This window comes from Brockia lithotrophica, from assembly GCF_003633725.1.
Lineage (GTDB): Bacteria > Bacillota > Bacilli > Thermicanales > DSM-22653 > Brockia > Brockia lithotrophica.
Genome location: NZ_RBIJ01000006.1, coordinates 39590 through 61478, shown reverse-complemented (window position 1 = coordinate 61478; position 21889 = coordinate 39590). Strand labels below are relative to the sequence as shown.

Here is a 21889-nt window from a genome sequence, read left to right as displayed (position 1 = left end):
GGCAGCGCGCGGGGAGGTGGAGGCTTGCGCCTGCGCGAACTTTGGCTTTACGGCTTTAAATCCTTCGGGCGGAAGACCGGGGTACGCTTTGCGCCGGGGATAACGGCCATCGTCGGTCCAAACGGCAGCGGAAAGTCCAACCTCATCGACGCCGTGCGGTTCGTCCTTGGGGAGGCGAACGCCCGCGCGCTGCGCGGTTCCCGCCTCGAAGACCTCGTGTTTTCGGGGAGCGCCGCGCGGCGGGGGCTCGGCTACGCTGAGGTCACGCTCGTCCTCGACAACCGCGACGGCTTCTTTTCCCTGCCCTACGAGGAGATTTCCGTCACGCGGAGGATCTTGCGCAACGGGGAGAGCGCCGCGTGGATCAACGGGTCTCCGGTGCGCCTGAAGGATCTGTCTACCCTTTTCCTGGACACGGGGCTCGGGCAGGGGGCCTTTGCCATCGTCGGGCAGGGAGAGGTGGACGCGCTCATCGCCGAACGTCCCGAGGCGCGGCGTACGGCCTTCGAGGAACTCGCGGGCATCCGACGTTTCCGCGAACGGAAGCGCGAGGCCGAGGCGGACCTCGCGGAGGTAGAGGCGAACCTCACCCGCGTCCGCGATCTCTTGACCGCCCTCGAGGAAGAGCGTGCCCCTCTGCGGGAAGAGGCGGAGCGCGCGCGGCGCTACCTCGCGCTTCGCGAGGAGCTCGCTGAGGTCGAGGGCCGACTCCTCCTCACGGAGCTTTTGCGCCACGAGCGGGAAGCGGCCCGAGCCTTTCGCCTGGCTCAGGCGCTCGAGGCGGCGGAGGAACGCGTGCGGGAGCAGGGCACGCGGCTGGCGCAGCGGCTTTCCCGGCTCCGGGACGCCGAAGAGCGCCTTCGGGCGGGGAAGCGCAGGGAGGAGGGGGAATACGAGTCCCTTCGCGCCCGCCGCGAGGCCGTCTTGCGCGACCTCCTCGCCCTCGAGGCTGCGGACGCGGAGCGGCGGCAAGGTCTCGTCCGCATGCGCGACGAACTGCGCAAGGCGCTCGCCGAACGTCGGCACGTCCGCGCCGCCCTCGTCCGGGCGAAGGCGGAACGGGATGAGCTCGCCGCGGAGCTCGCGACCCTCGCCCGCGAGGAGTCCGAGCTTTCCGCGCCGTTTGGGGAAGACGGAGATCCTTTGCCCGAGCTTCAGGACCGCGCCTTTGCCGCGGCGCGCGAAGCCGCCCGGTTGCGAAGCGAACTCCGACGCCTCGAGGAAGAGCTCGCCCGCCTCGACCGTCGCCGCGGTCAGCTTCTCGCGGAGCGGGAGGAGCTCACCGAACGGCACGACCGCGCCCTCCGCGCCGCCGAAAGGGCAAAGGCCGAACTCGACGGCGTGCGTGCGGAGCTCGAGCGGGTGCGCGCGGAACTGGCCGAACGGAGGAAGAGGCGGGAGGAGACGGCTCGCGCCCTCCGAACGGCAGAGGCGCGGCTCCTCGAGGCGGAACGGGAGCTCGAGCGGCTGCGGGCGCGCGTGGCGGCACTGGCCCACCAGGCTTCTTTGGCCTACGGAGAGGGCGTGCGGGCCGTCCTCGCGGCGCGGGAAGAACTGGGCGGGATTTTGGGCACCGTCTCTTCCCTCCTCGACGTTCCGGAGGAGTTGGGCCTCGCCGTGGACGTCGCCTTGGGCGGTGCGTGGGAGCATCTCGTCGTGGAAAGCGAGGGCGACGCGCGGCGCGCCATCGCCTTCTTGAAGGAGCGGGGAAAGGGACGGGCGACCTTTCTCCCTCTGGACACCCTCCGGCCGCGGGAGCTTCCGCCGCGCGAGCGGGATCTTCTCGCCCGCGTACCCGGGGTGCGCGGCGTCCTTGCCGAATGGGTGCGCACCGAACCGCGCTACGCCGTAGTCGTCCGCCACCTCCTCGGACAGGTGGTGCTCGCCGAAACGCTCGCGGCGGCCACCCAGGCGGCCCGCCTCTTGGGCTTTCGCACGCGCGTCGTCACGCCCGAAGGCGACGTCGTCCATCCCGGCGGAGCGATGACGGGAGGGGCGCCGAGACCGCGCGGACGCGGTGGCCGCACCTCCTTCCCGCCGGAGCAGGTCTTGCGCGCCGCGGAAGCCGAACTCCGCCGGGCAGAGTCGGAACACGGCGAGATCCTCCGAGCTACGGAAGAACTCCGCGCCGCCGAGGAAACGAACGCGCGCGCCGAAGAGGAGCTTCGTGCTCGGCTTTTTTCCCTTCAGGAGGAGGAGCGGGATCGCCGGGAAGAGGTCCTGCGGGCGCAGCGGGAAGCGGAAGTCCTCGCGGCGGAGCTTCGGGCTGCGGACGAGGAACTCGCGCTCTCGGAGGCTACGCGTTCCGACTTGAAGCGAGAACTCGCCGAAATTCGGGCGGGACTGGTCCGGGCGGAGGCGGAGGAAACTTCCCTCGCCGCGGAACTCGCAGAACGCGCCCGCGAGGCGGAGCGCCGGCGGCGGGAACGAGAGGAGTTTCACAGGCGACAGGGGGAGCTTCGGATCCGCCGGGCGCGGCTCGAAGAAAAGTCCGAAGCAAACGCGCGCGCGCTTGCGGACCTCGAAAGGGTTGCGGCCTCTCTTCGGGACGAAATTGCGCGAACCTGGGAAGCCTACCGCGAGGGGAAGAGACACGTCCGGGCGCAGGCGGAACGAGTCCGCTCGTACGCCGATGAACTGGTGCGGTACGACGGGGAACTCGAGCAGAGGAAGCGCGTTCTCGCGGGCTACGACGCGGCCCTGCACGCCGTCCGTCGCCGTGCGGAGGAGGCGGAGGAACGGCTTCGCCGCGTGGACGCCGCCCGCGTAGAACTCGTGCGCCGGCGCGAGGCACACGCTTCCCGCGCGCGCGAGGCGGAACTCCGCGCCGAGGAAGTGCGGAATCGCCTGCGCGCGACGCTCCGCCTACCTCCGGAGGCGGCGCGCGAGCGCTACGCACCGCTGTCGGACGACGAGGTTCCGGCGGCCCGAGAACGGCTCGCCTCCCTCGAAACCGCCCTCGCCGAACTCGGGTCGGTAAACACGTACGTGCTCGAGGAAGAGGCGCGCATCGAGCGCCGCATGGAGGAGCTTTCCGCAAGCCTCGAGGATCTCGAGGCGGGGAAACGGCGCCTCACGGAACTCCTCCGGCGGCTCGAGCGGGAGATGGAGGAGCGGTTTCGCGAAGCCTTTGCGCGCGTGGACGCCGCCTTTCGCGAACACGTGGCCTTTCTCTTCGGCGGCGGGCAAGGGTATCTCGTCCTGACGGATCCCGCGCATCCTCTGGAGGGCGGCGTAGAGGTCGTCCTCGAGCCGCCCGGCAAACGGCGCATGCCGCTTACGCTCCTCTCCGGTGGCGAGAGGGCTATGGCGGCCCTGGCGCTTCTCTTCGCCTTCCTTCAGGTGCGCGAGGTGCCGTTCGTGATCCTCGACGAAGCGGAGGCCGCTTTGGACGAGGGAAACCTCGGGCGCTTTGGCGAACTCCTTCGCCGCTTTCGCGAACGGACGCAGCTCCTCGTGATCACGCATCGGAAAAAGACGATGGCCTTTGCCGACGTCCTCTACGGCGTCGTTTTGGACGACGACGGCACGAGCCGAATCCTCTCCGTCTCCCTCGAAGACGTAGACGAAGAAGCGGAGGTGACCCTCCGCACTTCTCCGTAGGCCGTAGGGCTGCTTGGGGGAGGAGCGCGAACGAAAGGCGCATCCGGGCGCGGGATGAGACCGGGAAAACGGCCGGTGACGCGGAGGTGGGTTTTTGTGGGACTTTGGGATCGCTTGCGCCGCACCCTGGGCGATGCGGGGGAGAAGATCGGGAGCGCCTTCGGCCGCGGGCTCGCCAAGACGCGGCACGCGCTCGTAGATCCCTTGGAGGGGCTCTTCCGCCGTCGGGCGGCCTTCGACGACGACTTCTTCCTCGAGCTCGAGGAGATCCTCATCGCCGCAGACGTGGGCGTAAAGACCAGCGCCTGGCTCGTGGAGTCCTTGCGCGCCGACGTGCGCAAGAAGGGGCTCACCACGCCGGAAGAGGTGCGCGAAGCGCTCGCCGCCCGAATCCTCGAGGTATTCGGCGACGACGAGAGCCGCTTTCGCCTCACCTTTGCCCCCGAAGGTCCGACCGTCATCCTGTTTGTCGGCGTAAACGGGACGGGAAAGACCACGACGCTCGGAAAGCTCGCCTACCGCCTGAAGGGAGAAGGGAAGCGCGTACTCCTCGCCGCAGGAGACACGTTTCGTGCCGGTGCGATCGACCAGCTCCGCCTTTGGGGGGAGCGCGTGGGCGCGGACGTCGTCGCCCGGGAGGAAGGGGCGGATCCGGCGGCCGTTCTCTACGAGGCCGTTGACCGCGCGCAGCGCGAAGGCTACGACGTCGTCCTCGGCGACACGGCGGGGCGACTTCACGCGAAACAGCACCTCATGAATGAACTCCGAAAGATCGTCCGCGTCGTCGGCCAAAAGCTCCCCGGAGCGCCGCACGAGGTCCTCCTCGTCCTCGACGGAACGACCGGGCAAAACGGCCTTCGTCAGGCGGAAGTGTTTCTCGAAGCTGCCCGCGTGACGGGAATCGCCGTGACGAAGCTCGACGGCACGGCGCGCGGCGGCGTGGTCGTCACGATTCAAAAGGAACTGGACATTCCCGTAAAGCTCGTCGGCGTAGGGGAAGGTAGAGAGGACCTCTTGGACTTTTCCCCGGCCGCCTTCGTCGCTGGGCTTTTCGGCGAGGGGGAAGGGCGGACGCCTTAGTAGGGAGCGAAAACAACGCCGTATCGCCCGCACTTCGTGCGGCAACCCCGTACGTACGTGAGAAAGGGGGACGTGCCGACGCCTAGGCGGGCGGAGCACGGGCAACCCCGTACGTACGTGGGAAAGGGCCGATCGTAGCCGGAGAATCAAATACTGCCGCGGGCAACCCTGTACGTACGTGGGAAAGGGGGTGAGAGAGATGGAGCCTTATCCCGGATGGCGTGAGGAGTGGGAGGAAGAGGAACGCCGCCTCGCCTACGTGACCGCACGCATACGCGAAGCGGTCCTACGTCTGGAAGAAGAGGCCGGACAGAGACGAGAAGACGTCGACGCGCTTCTCGCGTCCCTATGGGAAGACGTATCCCTCGGCATCGACGAGAGCACCGACGTACTCGAGAGCTTTGCCGACATCCTTCAGCAGTCCGCCGTCGTCGCCGAACTCGAAAAGCGGGTTCATCTGTCCGGCGAGGAGGCAAAGTCCCTCCTCCGCCTCCTCTCCTCGCCGTACTTCGGCCGCGTAGACTTTCGCGAGGAAGGGTCCGCGGAGGCGGAACGCTACTACATCGGCCGTCGTTCGTTTTACGACGCGGAAACTGACGCCTACCTCGTCCTCGACTGGCGCGCTCCCGTCGCCGGGCTCTTTTACGAAGGGGTCCTCGGTCCTGCGGCGTACGAGACGCCGGCGGGGGAGATCCGAGGCGAGCTCACGAAGAAGCGGCAGTTCGACATTCGCGGCGGCCGCCTGCGGGCGATGTTTGACGTGAGCGGCGCCGCGGTCACGGACGACATCCTGCGAGAGGTCCTCGGCCGCGGGGCGCGTCCCGAGATGGGGGCGATCGTCGAAACGATTCAGGCAGAGCAAAACAGCGTGATCCGGGACGACCGCCACGACCTCGTCGTGGTTCAGGGGGTCGCGGGGAGCGGGAAGACCTCCGTCGCCCTCCAACGCCTCGCCTACCTCCTCTACCGCCACCGGGAGCGCGCCCGGGCGAACCAAATGCTCGTCCTCTCCCCAAACCCCCTCTTCCGCGAGTACATCTCCTCCGTCTTGCCGGAACTCGGGGAAGAAAACGTGCTCCAGCGGACGTTCTTCGAGTACGTCGTCCGCCGCATCGGTGCCGACGTCGAGGTAGAACCGCCGGAAGCCCTCTACGAGTTCCTCTTGGAAACCGATCCTTCCGATCCGCGACACGGCGTGCGGAGGGAAGCGCTCCGCTGGAAGGGTTCCCCCGTCTTCGTCCGCGTTCTCGACCGCTTTGCCCGTATCGTAGCCCGCATCGCTCCGCCCTTCCGTCCGATTCGCGTCCGGGACTTCCTCCTCTTCTCTCCCGAAGAGCTCGCGGCCCTCTACCTTGGGCGCGACGGCGAACCCGCGCGGACCGCCTCCGATCCCTCGCCGCGGGCGCGGCTCTACGCGCTGACGGAGGGAGCGCGGCGGAAGCTCGAACGGAAGCTCGCTAAGCTGCGCACCTCTCCCGAGCTCGAGGACGCCCTCCACCACCTATCGCGCACGCGCCTACAGCGCGCTTACCTCAAGGCGCGGCGCCGCGGGGATCCGACCACCCTCGAAACCCGCATGCAGGAAATCCTCAAGGACGACCTCTTGGACGAGATCCGCCGCGAGGTGGAATCCGTCCTCGAGCGGCGGAGCTTTCTCGATTGGGCCGCCCTCTACCGCCTCCTGTACGCCGCCGACGACATATGGCGTGCGGCGACCGCCGGTTTGGAAGACGCCTTTCCCCCGTCGGCGCAGGCGGCGGTGCGCGAGGCCACGCTTCGCGCGTTGGACCGCGGACGCATGACCTTCGAAGACGCCGTCCCGTACGTCTACCTCCGCGAGCTCGTAGGGGACTTCCCGCGCGAGTCCGGCGTACACTTCGTCGTCGTAGACGAAGCGCAGGATTACACGCCGCTCGATTTCGCCTGGCTTTCCCGACTCTTTCCCCGGGCGAACTTCACGCTTCTCGGCGACCTGGCGCAGGAAATCTCCGGCCTGCCTTCCCTCCTCGACGAAGAAGGCTTTGCCTTCCTCGCCGCGCAGCGGACCGGCTTTCGCGCCCTCTGCCTCCGCCGCAGTTACCGGAGCACGCGCGAAATCGCCCGCCTCGCCCAGGACGTCCTCGCCGAACCGCTTTCCCTCGTCCCCTTCGCGCGCAGCGGGGAAATCCCCCGACTTCACCTCTTCGAACGGCGCGAGGACTTGGCGGAGGGAATCGCCGCGGCGGTGCAACGCGCCCTGCGCCGCGGATACGGCCTCGTCGCCGTCCTCTGCCGTTCGCAGTGGGAATGCGACGAAGCCGAGGCGTTCCTCAAGGGGAAGTTTCCCTACCAGCGGGTGCGGCACGACACGCCGTCCTTGCGCGAGCGCGTCGTCCTCATGCCGAGTTACCTCGCCAAGGGGATCGAGTTCGACGTCGTCTTCCTGTACGACGTCTCCCGCGAGCGCTACCGCGAAGACCGCGACCGCCGCCTCCTCTACACCCTCCTCATGCGCGCCAAGCACGACGTGGAGCTCTTCGCCCTAGGCACTCCGAGCCCCCTTCTCGCCGCGGCCCTCGCCCGGGGCCACGTTCGCGTGGTGTCCCGAGGAGAATAGGCAGCGGCGGGCAAACGAAAAGGCGCCCGGGAATCTCCCGGGCGCCACTGAGAAGGACAACCGCTTAGCCGCCGCATCCACCGCCGCCCGAGGACGGCGCCGGAGCGGGTGCGGGTGCCGCTTGCCCTCCGCCGGAGGAGCTTCCCGCCTGCGGTGCGCTCCCTTCGAGGGGGAGATTGGCTGCCTTCCAGGCGTTGAATCCCCCGGCGAGGTTGTAGGCGTCGAAGCCGTTTAGTCGGAGGAGGGCGGTGGTAAACGCCCCCGTCTGCCCTGTGTAGCAGTAGACGAGGATTTTCTTGTCCTTGGGAAGCGTCTCCATCTTGGCGCCGATCCCTTCTCCAGGTGCGGCAAACGGCGGGAAGGGAATGTTTTGGGCGCCGCGGAGGTGTCCTTGGGCGTAGTCTTCGGGTTTTCGCAGGTCGATCACGAGGTAGTCGTCCAGGCGGTCCTTGGCGACGTCCGGCTTCACCCAAACCGTGTTGAAGTTCTGTCGGATCGCCTCGAACTCAGCCTTCGTCCGCTTGAGGAGGATTTCCGGTTCGTTGCAGCTCGCCTTGTTTACGTCCGCGGCGGCCGTGCTCGACCCCGCGGGCGGGGACTGCTCCGCCGGAGCCTGGGCCGCCTTTCCGCAAGCTCCGAGGGCGAAGGCGATGAGGAAGGAAAGGCCGAGGAGGGACAGCGCGCGCATCGCGCGTCCGAAAGGCGAAGCTCGCATGACAATCCCCCTTTCGCATCGTTCGGATGTGCGGCGGGGAAGGGTTCCGCCCTCATGGTACACCCGGCTTATGTGAAAGAGAATACGTTCACATGAAGACAAACGGACAAATCTGTGACAAAATTCGTCCTTGAGCAACAAGGAGGGCGTTGAAACCTTAGATACCGGTAGAACGCATCAAACGCCTTCGGGGCCGGGCGTACGCCTTGCGCGAGTTTCGCCGGAGAGTTCGGCCTCGGATTTTTTCTGCATGCGTATCGCGCGCCCCGTGGTATAATAAACATCGCAAAGGGGTGTTATCCAAACATGGTCGCCGGCAGTACGGAAGCCAGGCGCACAGAGCCGCGATCAGGCGGCAACTACCCACTTTTCCTCGAATCCCTCACGCCGGAGCGTCAGCGGGCGCTTCGCGACCTTTTGGTGCAGGTGTACGCGCGCGCGTACGCCTCTCTGCCCGAGTACGCGTATACGGAGGAGAAGGCGATCCACCGCTACCTCACCTGGCTCGCGCGCCGCACGACGAGGGGCGGTTTTTTTGTCGCCTTTTCGTCACTTGGGCCGGTCGGATTCCTCGCCGCCGACCCGGCCTGGCGCGACGAGGAGACGGGTGAGACGATTGGGGAAATTCACGAGTTCGTCGTAGACCCGGCGTACCAGGGAAGCGGTGTCGGACGCAGCCTCTTTTCCGCCGGACTCGCCTTCCTCCGCGAAGCCGGCCATGCGAAGGTCGGTCTCTGGGTCGGGGTACAGAACGAGCGCGCAAAGGCCTTCTACGTGAAAAACGGGTTCGTCCCGGGGGCCGTACAGGGGAAATGGCTCCGGATGTACCGTAGGGAGCCCGAAGTCGTTTTCCCCAACGCGCACGTGGCGGAAGTCCCCGTTCGCGGGGAAGCGTGACCTCCCGGACCTCGGGCGAAGACCAGAAGGGACGGAAGGCAGTCCGAAGAAGGGGCAAACCGAATGCGGCGGGAGCGCAGAAGCGCTCCCGTTTTTGCTATATGGTCGCCGGTTCGACGGAACACGCTCAATCCCATGAGTGGGAGAGGACGGCGAGGAGGAAACGATACGCCCGCTCGAGGGCGTCTCGCTGCACGAATTCGCGTGCCGTGTGGGCGACGTCGAGACGGCCTGGCCCCCACACCACGGGGTAGAGGCCGCGGGCGTGGTAGGCGTGGGCGTCCGTCCAGCTGGGCATGAAGCCGAGGCTCGGTTCCCGCCCCGCGGCTTCGCGGTACAACCGGCGTAGGAGGGGACCTACCTCCGCCTCGGGGTCGACTTCCCAGGCGCCCGCGCAGTCGTCGAGAAACGCGGTCTTTAGGTGGGCGGGTCCTCCGTAGGTGGCAAGGGCTGCCTCTACGGCTTTTTGGATTTCCTGCGGCGAACTTCCGGGCGGAATCCGGATGTCGACGACGAGACGCGCCGTTTCCGGAATGACGAGTTCGTCGCTTCCGCCCGCGAGCATGAGCGGCGTGAGGACGGGATTGCGTGTGGGATCTTCGTGGCGGGCGAGTTCGGCGACGGCGCCTTCGAGGCGTTCGAGGATGTATACGGCTTCGCGTACGGCGTTCACCCCGGCCTCGGGCGTACTCCCGTGGCTCGCGCGCCCTTGGACGTCTATGTGGACTTCGAGGGATCCGGCAGAGGCAAAGGCGAAGGCCTCTTCCGTCGGTTCGAGGACGAGGCTCCAGCGCACGGTCGAAGGCAGACGTTCGGCGAGAAGGCGCGATCCCGTGCCCCCGTATTCTTCGTCGCCGACGAATGCCACCCATAGGGGCGGCGGAGAACTCCAGCGCTCCCGTGCGTCCCGCAGGGCCAGCACGAGGGCTGCTGCTGCGCCGAGCACGTCGGAGCTCCCACGGCCCAGGACACGGGTTTCGTCGGCGGCGGGGGTTGCCGGAGGTCCTTGCACATCGCAGGGAACGACGTCGTAGTGTACGCTCAAAAGGCCCCGAGGCTGCGGGTGCAGGGGAACGAGGAGCGCCGGAAACCCGCCCAACTCGAGTACCTCCAAAGGAAGGCGTGCGGCGATGAGGGCCGCCTGCAGGGGAGAGACGGCGCCGCGCGCCGGGTCGCGGCAGGCGGCTTCTTGCAGGGTGAGGAGGAAGGACGCGAGCATGGACATCCCCTTTCCCGGCGTCCGTTAGAGAGACGCGAAAAACCAACAATTTTATCCTACCACGAAACAAACGACGAAAAAGGAGGGCACCGCACGCGGTGCCCTCCCGTGTCGGGCAAGGGTCAGGCGAGGGGCTTCTTCGAGAGGTACCAGTCGACGATCTCGAGACCGGGCTCCTTCACGCGCTTTTCCGCATCCTGCTGCGTCTGGGGTGGGGGTACGATGACCTTGTCCCCGGGACGCCAGTTTGCCGGAAGCGCCACGCCGTGCTTCGTCGCCACCTGCAGGGCGTCGACGACGCGAAGGATCTCGTCCATGTTGCGCCCGACTTCCATCGGGTAGTAGAGGATGAGGCGCACGATTTGGTCGGGGTCGATGACGAAGAGGGCGCGTACGGCGCTCGTCGAGGACTGGGCGGGCATGATCATCCCGTACGCCTTGGCGACCTTCATGTCGAGGTCGGCGATGATCGGGAACTCGATCTTGACGCCGAGCTTTTCTTCGATGTTCCGCACCCAGGCGATGTGCGAGTAGACGCTGTCGATGCTGAGGCCAAGAAGCTCGACGTTCCGCTTCTTGAGCTCGGCGTAGAGGTTTTGGAGTGCCACGAACTCCGTCGTGCACACGGGCGTGAAGTCCGCCGGGTGAGAGAAGAGGATGAGCCACTTCCCCTTGTAGTCGTCGAGGGTCTTCCGGCCGTGCGAGGTCACGGCGTCGAAATAGGGAGCCTTTTCGCCAATCCGCGGAAGCGAGGGAGCCGATTCCCCTTGGAGCTGTACCTGTGCCTCCTGTGTCATTGAAACCCCTCCATTTTTGGATTGAGACGAATTATCGCCTCTAAGGGAAACACTACCACACCCTGCAGACGCCGTCAAGGGGCGAACTCTCCGTGCCGAGTATAGAGTTTCCCTTCGGCGTGCGGATATACGGTCCTACGGAGAGGGGACTCGGAGCCGAAGCTTGCAATCAGCGGGGAGACGGGAGCGGACACGGAAACCCGCCCGTCTGCCTTTCGATGTGCGCGAGGAGTTCCTTGCGCAAGCGGAGGTCGTACGCCGCGGCGTGGGCGCGGGACGGCAGCCGCTCGTGAAAGTAGCCGCCCGTAATTCCCTGGCGTTCGACCTGTTCGAGCACGGCGAGGAGGTTTCCCGCCCCCGCGTCTACGGGGGCGCCGCCGATCCCCCAGTACGTGCGCAGGAGCTTCGTCCCGATCACTCCGGGATGAACGGCGTTTACGCGTACACCGAAGGGCGCAAGGCGTTCGGCAAGTTCGAACGTGAGGGCGATGAGGTAGAGCTTGGAGAGGGCGTACGCCCGATACCCGTCGTAGGCGCGCTTGAGGTCGAGGTCGTCCGTCTGCGGCCGTTCGGCGTGGGCCATGGAGGCCACGGCGAGGATTTGCTCCGGGTAGACGCTGCGGCACGCAAGCTCGAGGGTCAGCCAGAAGGGGCTCAAGGCGTTTACCGCAAACGTCGCTTCGAACCCTTCCGGCGTTTCTCGGCGCGTCGGATAGAACGTTCCTGCGTTGAGGACGAGCCGACGCAGAGGCTTCGCCGTTTCTGCGATTGCGCACGCCAGAGCGCGGGTTTCTTCGAGGGAAGTGAGATCCGCGGCGGAAAAGGCGGACAGCGGCGGCTCCGCGCGCCAGAAGTTCCTCGCGAAGGCGAGCGAGCTTGAGTCGGTCGCGGCCGTGAACGAAGAGCGCCTCGCCTCGGACGGCGAGGCGCTCGGCGAGGGCACGTCCGATCCCGTCCGTGGCGCCCGTGATGGCCGTGTAGCCGCGCTCGGACATTCCCCGACCTCCCTTTTCTCGCATTGCCTCAGGAGTCTCCGGTTTGCGAAGAGGACGGCCCCTTGCTCTTGTTCCGCGGGGTAATCACCCGGAGTTGGCTTCGGCGGTAGTGGGGACCGAAGATCACGGCTTTTTTGGCGTTGGGGTAGATGGCTTCGAGGTGGGCGAAGAAGAGCGTCGTCCAGACGTAGGCCATGACGTGCAGCCGTTCGGAGTAGTCTTCGTACCTGTCGGGGCCTTCCTCTCCGTAGACGCGCATGAACTCCCCGAGCGGCGTCTTGAGGGGGAAGCGCGGTTCGAAGCTCTGCTTTACCGCGCGGTACGCGGCCTCGTTCATCTGGTGAATCGGTTCGGCGATGACCTCTTCAAGCGTTTCCAGGGCGGCGAGGAAAAAGGTGTTCTTCGCCTCTTCCCAGAAGGCCTCGCCTTGGGCGGGGGAGATGGATTCCCACCAGGCGTTTTGCATGATGTCGTAGAGGGCGTCGAGGATGTAGTTTTCGATTTGTTCCTCCTCCGTACGCCCGTAGTGCTCGGGGTGCTCCCGCGTCACCTCAAAGAGGTCGGGCCATACGGAGTAGTGCACCTCGAGGTCGTCGAGCATCTGCCAAAACGCGTCTACAATCCACTGTTCGAATTGTTCATCCCATGGCATCGCATCCTCGGCTCGGGCAAAGGAGCCGAGCGTTCACCTCCTTCCTCAGCCCCGACGGCGCTTACGCTCCGCGCGTCGGCGTTTTCGGCTCTACGAGGAGGAATTCCGTATCTTTTCGGGCGAAGACCGTCGTCTCCCCCAGCGTTGCCGGGAGGAAGACCGTCGTCCCCTCCCGCAAGAGTTCCCTTTCGACGGGCGCGCCTTCCGCCTCGACGTCCGCCTCGCCTTCCACACCTATGAGGACGAGCGGACAGCGCCGCGCGGCGGGCGCGAGGGAAAGGCGTTCGCCCCGCGGGAGCGCGAAGCGCGTGGCGAAGAAGTAAGGTGTGTCTATGTCTCCCTCGCGGACGTCCGGGACCGTACCGGCCGTCTCGAAGCGGAGGACGTCCGCGGCTTTTTCCACGTGAAGCTCGCGCGCCTTGCCGGTCGCGGGGTCGATGCGGTCCCAGTCGTAGATGCGGTAGGTCACGTCCGACGCTTCTTGGATTTCCACGACGACCGTATCCGCGAGAAGGGCGTGCACGGTTCCCGCGGGAATGTACAAAAAGGTCTTGGGACGGACGCTGGCCGTGAGGAGGTAATCCCGTACGCGTCCCTCGCGCACGGCCCGGAAGTACGTCTCGCGGTCGGAAAACCGATGCCCCGCGATCACGGTACCCGCGGGATTCGTGCGGAGGAAGTACCACGCCTCGCTCTTTCCGAGATCTCCTTCGTGCTCGAGGGCGTAGGCGTCGTCCGGGTGGACTTGAACGGAAAGGTCCGCCGCCGCCTCGATGAACTTCACGAGAAGCGGAAAGCGTCCGTCGGGTCCGGGCGACGCACAGGCGCCGAAGGCGGCGTGGGGAAAATCGCGGACGAATTCCCGTAGGGTTCGCCCCGCCAGCGGGCCGCCTACGATGCGGCTCGCGTGGGAAGGGTGGTCGGAGAGGACCCACGCCTCGCCTACGGGGTTTTTGCCGTTCCCCCGCCGAGGGGCTCCGGGAAAGAGCTGGGTGAGCAGAGCCCCGCCCCACGGGCGTTCGACGAGAAGGGGTTCGAGGCGAAGCGGATACGCTTCCACGTTCAGGGAAAATCCCCCCTTCGTGCGTTCATTGTACCACGTTTCGAAGGTACGCGGTGATGCCCCCTTGTCCCATGGCCAAGTATGGGATAGGATGATACTGGGAAGTCTACCAAAAGAAGCGAAACATCCTTCCCGCAATCCGCCCATGAAGGGAGGTGGAAGCGATGGCGGAGAAGCGCGTGTATATCGTAGCCACCCTCGTAGATAACCGCAAGGAGCACTCGGTGGAACTCCAAAAAGTCCTCGCAGAGTTCACCCACGTGTTCGTATGCCGGCAGGGCTGCCCGTACCCCGATGGGAAGCACGGGCTCATGACCTACGTAGCCGAAACGACGGAGGAAGAGCTCCGGAACCTCCTCGACAAACTCAACGCGACGCCCGGTGTGCGTGCCGAGGCGTGGCCGGTAGGGGTAGCCCCTGCGGCGTACCGGGCCTGAGTCTGCGTCGGACGGCCGCTTGGTCTTCGGGCGGCGGGAGAAATCCCGCCGCCTTTTTGTCGTGCGGGTGCCGGCAACCCTTTCGCCGCACGAGACTTCGGGGGGACAACGGAGCGTATGCGGCGGAGAGTTGCGACGTACGGTGTGCTATAGTGGGAGGGAGGGGAGGGAAGCGAGGGGATGCGTCCGAAACGGAGGGAAGGGAAGGCCGTGCGTGCGCTTTGGGCGCAAAGGGGCGTGCGGCGTGCGGCCGTGCTCGTCTTTCTCTTCGTGGTCTGGCTTGCGGCGTTCGCTCCATCCGTAGGGGCTACCTCTTCGCCGACGCCGGGCGGCCCGTCCGATGCGCCGTCTTACGTCCTCCTTCAGGTTCGTTCCCCCATCGTCCCTCCGGTTGCCGACTACGTGCGCCGCGGAATCGAGGTCGCCCAACGGGACGGCGTGGCCTTCGTCCTCCTCGAACTTTCGACTCCAGGCGGGCTCATGACGAGCGCCCAGGAGATCGTCGAGGCGATTCTCGAAAGCCCCGTACCCGTGGTCGTCTACGTGACGCCTCCTGGGACGTACGCCGCTTCGGCAGGCGCGTTCATCACCATGTCGGCCCACGTAGCCGCCATGGCGCCTGGTACGCGCATCGGCGCCGCCCATCCCGTCACCGTCGGCGGGGAAGGGGGGGACGAGGTCATGCTGGGCAAGATCACGGAAGACGCCGCGGCCTGGATGCGGAGCATCGCCGCCTTGCGGGAGCGCAACGTGGAGGCGGCGGAGAAAGCCGTGACGGAAAGCCGATCCTACACGGCGGAAGAGGCGCGCGAACTCCACCTCGTAGACCTCGTCGCGGCAAATCGCGAAAGCCTCCTTGTGGAGCTCGACGGTCGGCACGTCGTGACGGCCGCGGGCCCCGCGGTCCTGCACACGCGCCATGCCGTACCCCGGGAACTCGGCCTTTCCTTCGCCGAACAGATCCTTCTCGCCCTCTCCAACCCGGACATCGCCTATCTCCTCATGAGCTTGGGAATGCTCGGCCTCCTCGTAGAACTCTACCATCCGGGCGCGATCTTCCCCGGCGTCCTCGGCGGCCTTTCCCTCATCCTGGGCCTCTACGGTTTAGGGACGTTGGAGGCCCGCTGGAGCGCCCTCGCCCTCGTACTCCTCGGCCTTCTCTTTTTCGCCCTCGAGCTCTTTGTCCCTTCCCACGGGCTCTTGGCTACAGGCGGGGTCTTGGCCTTTGGCCTCGGTTCCCTTTTCCTCTTCGCCCCCGGGATTCCCTCGTCTCCCCGACCGGGCCCGGGGATCGTCTTCGGCACGATCCTCGCCTTTGCGGCGGTTGCGGCGTTGCTCGTGACGGCCGCCGTGCGCGGGGCGCGGCGCCGCGTGGTCACGGGGCGGGAAGGGCTCATCGGCCGCGAAGCTGTCGTGACGAGCGACCTCGACCCCATAGGCGAGGTCTTTCTCGAAGGGGAGCACTGGAGGGCTATATCTGACCGCCCGGCGCGCAAGGGCGAGGTTGTGCACGTGGTGTCTGTCGAAGGGCTTACCTTGCGCGTGACCGCGGAGGGAAAGGGGACGTCCCAGGGGGCTCATTCTGAAACGGCAGAAGGACCGAACGGCACGGTGTCGGAAGTCCCGCGCGCCTAAGCCCGCGGAAGGCCTCCGAACATTTTGGACCCGAAAAAGAAGGAGGGAATGCCGTGGCGGAACTCTTCGTCTCCATGTTTTTTCTCGTACTCGTTTTCGCCGTCATCTTTCTCCTCATGGGTCTTCGCATCGTGTCGGAGTACGAACGCCTCGTCGTCTTTCGCCTGGGGCGCTACGTGGGCGAACGCGGCCCGGGGATCGTATACATCATCCCCTTCCTCGAACGGGCGGTGCCGATCGATACGCGCGTGATCACGATCGAGGTTCCCACGCAGGAGACGCTCACCCGCGACAACATCCCGATTAAGGTGAACGCCGTGGTCTACTACCGAATCATCAACCCCGGTCGGGCGGTCGTGATGGTCATGAATCCGCACCACGCCACGTTCCAACTCGCCCAGACGACCCTCCGGAGCGTCGTAGGGCAGTCGGACCTCGACGAACTCCTCGCCCACCGCGAGGCGGTGAACTCGCGGCTTCGGGAGATCATCGACGAGGGGACGGAGCCTTGGGGGGTCAAGGTGAGCACGGTGGAGATCCGCGACATCGAGCTCCCCGCCGGGATGCAGCGGGCGATCGCCGCCCAAGCAGAGGCAGAACGCGAACGCCGCGCCAAGATCATCCTCGCAGACGGGGAATTCCAGGCGGCCAACCGTCTCGTAGACGCCGCTCGCCTCATCTCCCAAGATCCGAACGCGATCATCTTGAGGTATCTGCAAACCTTGCGGGAGATCGCTTCCGAGCGCAGTACGGTGATCGTCTTCCCGATCAACCTCGAAGCGGCGTTTCAGGGGATCCTGGGTTCTATGCGCCCCGCACCTTCTCCGCCTTCGGCGCCGGCGGAAGGAGAGCCCCCGATTCGACCGGAGTGAGGGAAGGCGAGCGCACCTGCCTTCGGACAGCCAAAAAGAGCCGGGAGTCGCAGTCGACCCCCGGCTCTTCGGCCTTTCTAAGTGGTCGTTCCTTCCTCGTCGAGGTAAAACACGTCGTCGTCGATCGGTTCGTTCCAGCGGACGAATCCCGGGAGCACTTCGATGCGGTACCAGGCCGAGCGGTACCAAATGTCGCGCGGGGGAGCGGCGACGGGGGCGATCTGCGCCGCCCGCGTGTACGGGTGGTAGTCCCAGTTCATGTAGTGGTTGAAGTTCTGGAGGATGTCCGTGATCACCACTCCGAATTCCCCGGTGAGGAGGCGCTGGAATTCCCGCCACTTGTACACGGAGGCGTCGCGCAACGTGAGTCCGAAGTACCCCACGGCCCCCTCCTCCCGCAGGGCAGCAATCCCCCTGCCGATGAAGGCGCGGAAGGAGGCGAGGGTTTCCGGGGGGTCGGAGACGAAGACGTCGAAGGCGCCGAGGAGCTCATCGGGCAAGGGGTTCCTCAGGTCGAAGACCCGCGCTTCCGCGTTGTCGATCCCGAGTTCGCGGAAGGCGCGGTTGTCGAACTCGACGAGCCGGGCGTCGATGTCGAGGACGAGTACGCGGCGCGCCTTGCGCGTGAGCGCGATGGCGAGCCCCGTGAGGTCGTCCTCCGCCCCGAGGACGAGGATGTCTTTGCCCCAAAGGTCGCCGTTTTGTTCGAGGAAGAGGACGCGCGATACGGTCGTCTCCGGGGTCACCGATCCCTGGTCGAAGTCCTGAATGGCCGGCGGTCGGCCTGCGCTTACGCGGAGAAATTCGCGGTAGAGGTCCTTATCCGCGGTAAACGGGATTCCCCGGCCTTCGCACGCGGGGCACAGGTGGGAGGTGTAGGGGGGGACGTTTTGCGTTTCGAGCCAGGTGAGCCCTGCCGGAGTCCATCGGAGGCGGTCTTCCTCGACGGCGAGGTACCCGTCTTCCCGGAGGACTTCGACGATTGCCGCCGCCGCCGGCACCGGGAGATCCGCGCGGTCGACGAACGACCAAAAGTCCTCCGTGCTCCTAAGGGCGGTGAGGGCCTTTTCCACGTTTTTGCGGTAGAGGCGAACGCCTCCCCGTTCCTGGGCGCGCGCTGCAAGTTGCGACAGGGGATCCACGCTTTCACCTACCTTGTGCGAAAATCGTATCGTTCTGCCGCCGTGCGGCGGCGTTCCTATGATAGCAGATAGGAGGCTTCGCTTCATCTATTTGGCACGGACGGCGCGGAAGGATTTAATGCGGCGGAGGCGAAGGGATCTCGTGTGGCCTTTTGCATCCGTTCGGGAGGCGGTCTCCTTGGAGGAAGCCTTTACCGTACCCGTCTGCCCACGTTGCGGCTCTCCCCGAGAGGTAGAGCTGCGCATGCTCCTCTACCGCGGGCACACGCTGCGGTACGTCCCCGTGTTGCGCTGCCCGGTGTGTGGGTACGCAGAAGTTCCCCGGCCTTTTCGCCCCTTTCTCCGCAAATTTCTCGAAGCCCTTGACGGGGAGGATGCTCCGCGTGAGGTCGTTCTCGTGGACCCCGAGGACTTGGCCGAAGCCGAAAAGCTCTTTTACCTCTGGGAGGCCGCCCGCCTCGCGGGAGACGGCCGTTGGGAAAAGGAAATCGTCCGGCGTCCGCTTCGGCGGCAGAGCGCGCGCTGACTTCTGCCGAGCTGCCTCTGTGCCGGTGGCACGCGGCACGCGCTTCGCGCAAGCGGGGTGGGCGTTTGTCCCTTTTCCCGGTTTCTCACGGGGTACGATTTCCTTCGTCCCCGCGTTCGCGTCGTTCGAGGCGAAGGTCGATGCGGTCTCCTTCGCGTACGGGGTCTTCCGGTGCAGCCGGAAGGCCGTTTTTTTCGAGGCGGAGGCGAAATCCCGCCGGCGGTCGGGGAAGTTCCGCAAGGGCGGCGGAAAGCGCCGTTCCCACCGTGGGTTCCGGGAGCGGCTCCTCCACCCGCACGAGGCTCACGCCCGGTTCCACGGGCGTTTCGCGGGTAAAGGTGCGCCCGTCGGGGGTGCGCCAAACCCTACGCAGGCGAGGGAGGCGAACCGGCCGCCCTTGTACGTACACGAGCGTCGTAGGCACCTCGCCCTCGCCGGGTACGAGGAGTTCCCCGAGCGGGGGGTGAACGAGCGGGACGGGGGAGAGGAAGAGCCGCATCCCGCGCCCGAGGGCGGAGTGGGGAGGGAGCTCACGCCGCCCTTCGGGGCTTTCTTCCCACACGCGCACCGCCCGGCGAACCCAGCGGACGGAGCGGCCGTCCACCACGGCCGTGTGTTCCTCCCACCACGGTTCGGGTGCCCCGAGGGACTCGAGGAGGTCTCCGACGGTGGTCAAGGGCCGGACGAGAACCTCGTCTCCGTCGTGAAGGGCATCCTCGGGGGAAAGGCGCTCCCCCCGGCGGAATACGAGTGGGGGGAAGAGCCGGAAGGCCCCGTTTACGATGAGGGGTACGTAGTCCTGGGCGTGGAGGAGGTCCCGTACGGCGAGCCGCCTGGGACGCCCGGGCGCTCCGCGGCGCACGGAAATTCGGTCGCCCGCGGCGATGGGAGTGTCCGGCGTGACGCGTTCCCCTCCTCGTTCGAGGATTGGCGGTTCTCCCAATTCGCCAGGGAAAGTGCGGAGTTCGCCGTTCACGCGCACGCTTATGCCGGCACCGGGAGGGCCGTAGGCGTCTCGCGGCCCGACTCCCGCGGCGAGGAGCGCGTCGGCGACGGTGGGGGTGCGAAAGCCAAGGACGATGGTCGGCCGGTCGTTCACCCACACACCCGTCGCCCGAAGGATCGCTTCTTCTTCCGCGACGCCGATGGCGTACGGGGTGACCGTTTCCGGGCCCGCGGGGTCGTCCGCGGAGAGGGCGAGGCGGCGAATCCCCCGCGCGTCCCGGCGGACGATCCGTTCCTCGGGAAGGCCGAGGCGGTCCGCGAGCATGCGAGGCCAGTCGGGGATGTGCGAGGTACCGCCCACGAGAAAGATCCCCTGGGGGCGCACGTCTTCCGGCGCGAGGAGCTCGGCGAGGGCGTCTGCGATTCGGGAGAGGGTGGGTCGGAGGAGCTCGCGAACCTCCGCGGCGCGGATATTCCGCACCCGCCCCAGGGCGTCTTCGAAGGAGAGGAACTCATCCGTTCCGACATTCCCGTAGGCTTCCCGTTTTACGCGTTCTGCTTCGTCGATTCCCGCAAAGAGTTCGCGCGCCAGGGCTTCTGTGAGCTCGTCCCCTGCGAGAGGAAGCATGCGGTAGGCGACGATCTTCCCTCCGCGGACGATCGCCACGTCGCTCGTTCCTGCCCCCATGTCTACGAGGGCGAGGTCGAGGTGGCGGAGTTCGGGAGGGACGACGGCGTGCAGGGCGGCGAGGGGTTCGAGGGTGATCGAGTGGGGTTCGAGGCCTGCACGCTCTACGGTCGCCAAAAGTCCGTCGAGGACCGCCCGCGGGAGGAAGGTAGCGAGGACCTCTCCCTCCGCGACGAAGCCGCTTTGTCCCGTGAGGGAGGGGTATTCCTCGTCGTCGAGGAGGAACCGCACGACCTCGTAGCCTACGAGGGTCGCGCCTTTTGGCGCCTCGCGCCGGGCGTGCTCCAGCGCCCCCCAGATCAGCCGCGAGGCGTCTTCTTCGGTGAAACGACGACGGATGCCGTTCGCTTCCCGGGCGTACCCGCGGACGGTGGTGAGCGCCCGTCCCGCCGCCGCCAGGCGGACGGGCGGGAGGTGGGGAACGTTTGCCGAAGCCAAGAGGGCGTCGGCGACGCGGCGTACGGTCTCGGCGGCGCGCACCGCGTCGAGGACTTGTCCGTCGCGCATCGCCCCGTGGACGTGCGCGGCTTCCGCCCAGGCGATCGGTCGGAACGTGCGGGTTCCGCCTCCCCCGTCTCGTTTGACCTCATCGAGAAGCACGCCGACGACGTTTTGCGTTCCGATGTCGAGCGCGAAGCGCATCGTTTGGTCCTCTCCGATGCCGGAATTTGGCCCACAAGGCGACAGGCGGGTGTCGCCTTCTCCTCCGCCAAACGCGGTACAAATTTTGGGTTTCGAGCCGTGACAGAGTAGCCGGGCCGTGCTATAATACCCAACAACAGGGGTTACTTTACCCCTTAAAAGCATCAATGCATAAAAGCGCGAAAACACGGGGTCCCGCAAGGCGAGGAGTGCCGGGAATGGGGACCGAGAGGGTGGGGGAGTTGGCTTCTCGCGAAACCGAAGAGCAGACCGCGGAGCGCACCCTTCAGGCGTTGCGCAAGGAACTCGACGAGATCAACGCAGAGATCCTCCGCTGGCTCAGCCGCCGCGCGGAGGTGGTACTCGAGATCGGCCGTCTCAAGCTTCGACAGGGGATCAACCGCTTCGACCCCGTGCGCGAAAAGGAGATGCTCGACCGCCTCGCGGCGATGAACCCCGGTCCTTTCGATGATACCACGATTCGCCACATCTTCAAGACGATCTTCGCCGCCTCGCTTCAACTGCAAAAGAAAGAAGAAGAAGCCTCGCTCCTCGTGAGCCGGAAGCGGCACCCCGAAGATACGGTCGTCGAGGTGGGTCCCGTACGCATCGGCGCCGGCGTGCCGGCGGTAGTCGCCGGTCCCTGTTCCGTGGAGTCCTACGAGCAGACGCGGGCGGTGGCCGAAGCGCTCCGGGAGGAGGGGCTTACGCTCCTTCGGGGTGGGGCGTTTAAACCGCGCACCTCGCCCTACGACTTCCAAGGGCTCGGCTTCGACGGGTTGAAGATCCTCCGCGAGGTGGCCGACGAATTCGGCCTCAAGGTCGTAAGCGAGATCCTCGCGCCGGAAGACCTCGAGATGGCCCTTCCCTACATCGACGTCGTCCAGATCGGGGCGCGCAACATGCAGAACTTCGCCCTGCTCAAGGCGGCGGGACACATCGACCGTCCGGTGCTCCTCAAGCGGGGGCTTTCCGCGACGATCGAGGAGTTCAAGTACGCCGCGGAGTACATCCTCGCCCACGGGAACCCGAACGTGATCCTCTGCGAGCGCGGAATCCGCACCTTTGAACGGGCGACGCGCAACACGTTGGACATTTCCGCCGTTCCGATTCTCAAGGCGGAAACGCACTTGCCCGTGTGCGTGGACGTCACCCACGCCGCGGGAAGGCGGGACATCCTCCTCCCCTTGGCCAAGGCGGCCCTCGCCGCGGGGGCCGACGCCCTCATGATCGAAGTCCACCCGCAGCCGGAGGTCGCTTTGTCCGATGCCCAGCAGCAGGTGAACATCCCCGAATTCCGTGCGTGGCTCGGGGAGATCCGCCGGATGTTCGGCGCCGTCGTGTAGGGGAGGTGAAATCCGCCGCCGCTCTACCCTGCGGCGGCG

At 66.4% G+C, this 21889-nt stretch carries 17 protein-coding genes; 9 read left to right on the top strand and 8 right to left on the bottom strand.

The features are described 5' to 3' along the window. The first annotated feature begins 24 nt into the window (after window positions 1-24). From smc to helD, 3 genes are all read left to right on the top strand, one after another. Complete coding sequence (smc, locus tag C7438_RS08210; protein ID WP_170143659.1) at window positions 25-3603, top strand: chromosome segregation protein SMC; 3579 nt, start codon at window positions 25-27, stop codon at window positions 3601-3603. Between the two features lie 96 nt (window positions 3604-3699). Further along, the gene (ftsY, locus tag C7438_RS08205) at window positions 3700-4683 is read left to right on the top strand and encodes a signal recognition particle-docking protein FtsY (protein ID WP_245956595.1); all 984 of its coding nucleotides are present in this window, start codon (window positions 3700-3702) and stop codon (window positions 4681-4683) included. Window positions 4684-4882: 199 nt separating this feature from the next. Then, the gene (helD, locus tag C7438_RS08200) at window positions 4883-7279 is read left to right on the top strand and encodes an RNA polymerase recycling motor HelD (protein WP_121444883.1); all 2397 of its coding nucleotides are present in this window, start codon (window positions 4883-4885) and stop codon (window positions 7277-7279) included. A 64-nt stretch (window positions 7280-7343) separates the two neighbouring features. Here the strand turns inward: helD and C7438_RS08195 are convergent, their stop codons facing one another. After that, a complete protein-coding gene (locus C7438_RS08195) occupies window positions 7344-7994 on the bottom strand; it encodes a rhodanese-like domain-containing protein (protein WP_121444882.1) in 651 nt (216 codons plus the stop codon). Between the two features lie 306 nt (window positions 7995-8300). Here C7438_RS08195 and C7438_RS08190 point away from each other — a divergent pair, with 306 nt between their 5' ends. After that, window positions 8301-8891: a GNAT family N-acetyltransferase gene (locus C7438_RS08190; RefSeq protein WP_121444881.1), complete on the top strand. Its 591-nt coding sequence runs from the start codon at window positions 8301-8303 to the stop codon at window positions 8889-8891. A gap of 127 nt (window positions 8892-9018) precedes the next feature. On the opposite strand, the gene C7438_RS08185 is transcribed toward C7438_RS08190, so the two are convergent. From C7438_RS08185 to C7438_RS08170, 5 genes are all read right to left on the bottom strand, one after another. Beyond that, the gene (locus tag C7438_RS08185) at window positions 9019-10110 is read right to left on the bottom strand and encodes a M20/M25/M40 family metallo-hydrolase (protein ID WP_170143658.1); all 1092 of its coding nucleotides are present in this window, start codon (window positions 10108-10110) and stop codon (window positions 9019-9021) included. 122 nt (window positions 10111-10232) lie between these two features. Beyond that, window positions 10233-10907: a peroxiredoxin gene (locus C7438_RS08180; RefSeq protein ID WP_121444879.1), complete on the bottom strand. Its 675-nt coding sequence runs from the start codon at window positions 10905-10907 to the stop codon at window positions 10233-10235. Between the two features lie 169 nt (window positions 10908-11076). Beyond that, on the bottom strand, window positions 11077-11850 hold the full coding sequence (locus tag C7438_RS08175) for an SDR family NAD(P)-dependent oxidoreductase (protein WP_170143657.1): 774 nt from the start codon (window positions 11848-11850) through the stop codon (window positions 11077-11079). Between the two features lie 80 nt (window positions 11851-11930). Continuing rightward, complete coding sequence (locus tag C7438_RS09175; protein WP_170143656.1) at window positions 11931-12554, bottom strand: hypothetical protein; 624 nt, start codon at window positions 12552-12554, stop codon at window positions 11931-11933. A gap of 61 nt (window positions 12555-12615) precedes the next feature. Further along, entirely contained in the window at window positions 12616-13614 is a 999-nt protein-coding gene (locus C7438_RS08170) for a type I phosphomannose isomerase catalytic subunit (protein ID WP_211322156.1), read from the bottom strand. A 167-nt stretch (window positions 13615-13781) separates the two neighbouring features. Between C7438_RS08170 and C7438_RS08165 the strand changes: the two genes are divergently transcribed. From C7438_RS08165 to C7438_RS08155, 3 genes are all read left to right on the top strand, one after another. Further along, window positions 13782-14054, top strand: coding sequence for a hypothetical protein (locus tag C7438_RS08165; RefSeq protein WP_121444876.1), 273 nt, complete (start codon window positions 13782-13784; stop codon window positions 14052-14054). A gap of 180 nt (window positions 14055-14234) precedes the next feature. After that, window positions 14235-15689 (top strand): NfeD family protein, encoded by a 1455-nt coding sequence (locus C7438_RS08160; RefSeq protein ID WP_121444875.1) that lies wholly within the window; start codon window positions 14235-14237, stop codon window positions 15687-15689. A gap of 53 nt (window positions 15690-15742) precedes the next feature. After that, window positions 15743-16561: a slipin family protein gene (locus C7438_RS08155; RefSeq protein ID WP_252393339.1), complete on the top strand. Its 819-nt coding sequence runs from the start codon at window positions 15743-15745 to the stop codon at window positions 16559-16561. Window positions 16562-16638: 77 nt separating this feature from the next. Here C7438_RS08155 and C7438_RS08150 read toward each other — a convergent pair whose 3' ends face one another. Then, on the bottom strand, window positions 16639-17703 hold the full coding sequence (locus C7438_RS08150; RefSeq protein WP_211322155.1) for a bis-aminopropyl spermidine synthase family protein: 1065 nt from the start codon (window positions 17701-17703) through the stop codon (window positions 16639-16641). A 142-nt stretch (window positions 17704-17845) separates the two neighbouring features. Here C7438_RS08150 and C7438_RS08145 point away from each other — a divergent pair, with 142 nt between their 5' ends. Beyond that, the gene (locus C7438_RS08145) at window positions 17846-18229 is read left to right on the top strand and encodes a hypothetical protein (protein WP_147402028.1); all 384 of its coding nucleotides are present in this window, start codon (window positions 17846-17848) and stop codon (window positions 18227-18229) included. A gap of 85 nt (window positions 18230-18314) precedes the next feature. Here the strand turns inward: C7438_RS08145 and C7438_RS08140 are convergent, their stop codons facing one another. Continuing rightward, window positions 18315-20504: a cell division FtsA domain-containing protein gene (locus tag C7438_RS08140; protein WP_121444872.1), complete on the bottom strand. Its 2190-nt coding sequence runs from the start codon at window positions 20502-20504 to the stop codon at window positions 18315-18317. Between the two features lie 218 nt (window positions 20505-20722). Here C7438_RS08140 and C7438_RS08135 point away from each other — a divergent pair, with 218 nt between their 5' ends. Then, complete coding sequence (locus tag C7438_RS08135) at window positions 20723-21850, top strand: bifunctional 3-deoxy-7-phosphoheptulonate synthase/chorismate mutase (protein ID WP_121444871.1); 1128 nt, start codon at window positions 20723-20725, stop codon at window positions 21848-21850. Window positions 21851-21889: the final 39 nt, after the last annotated feature.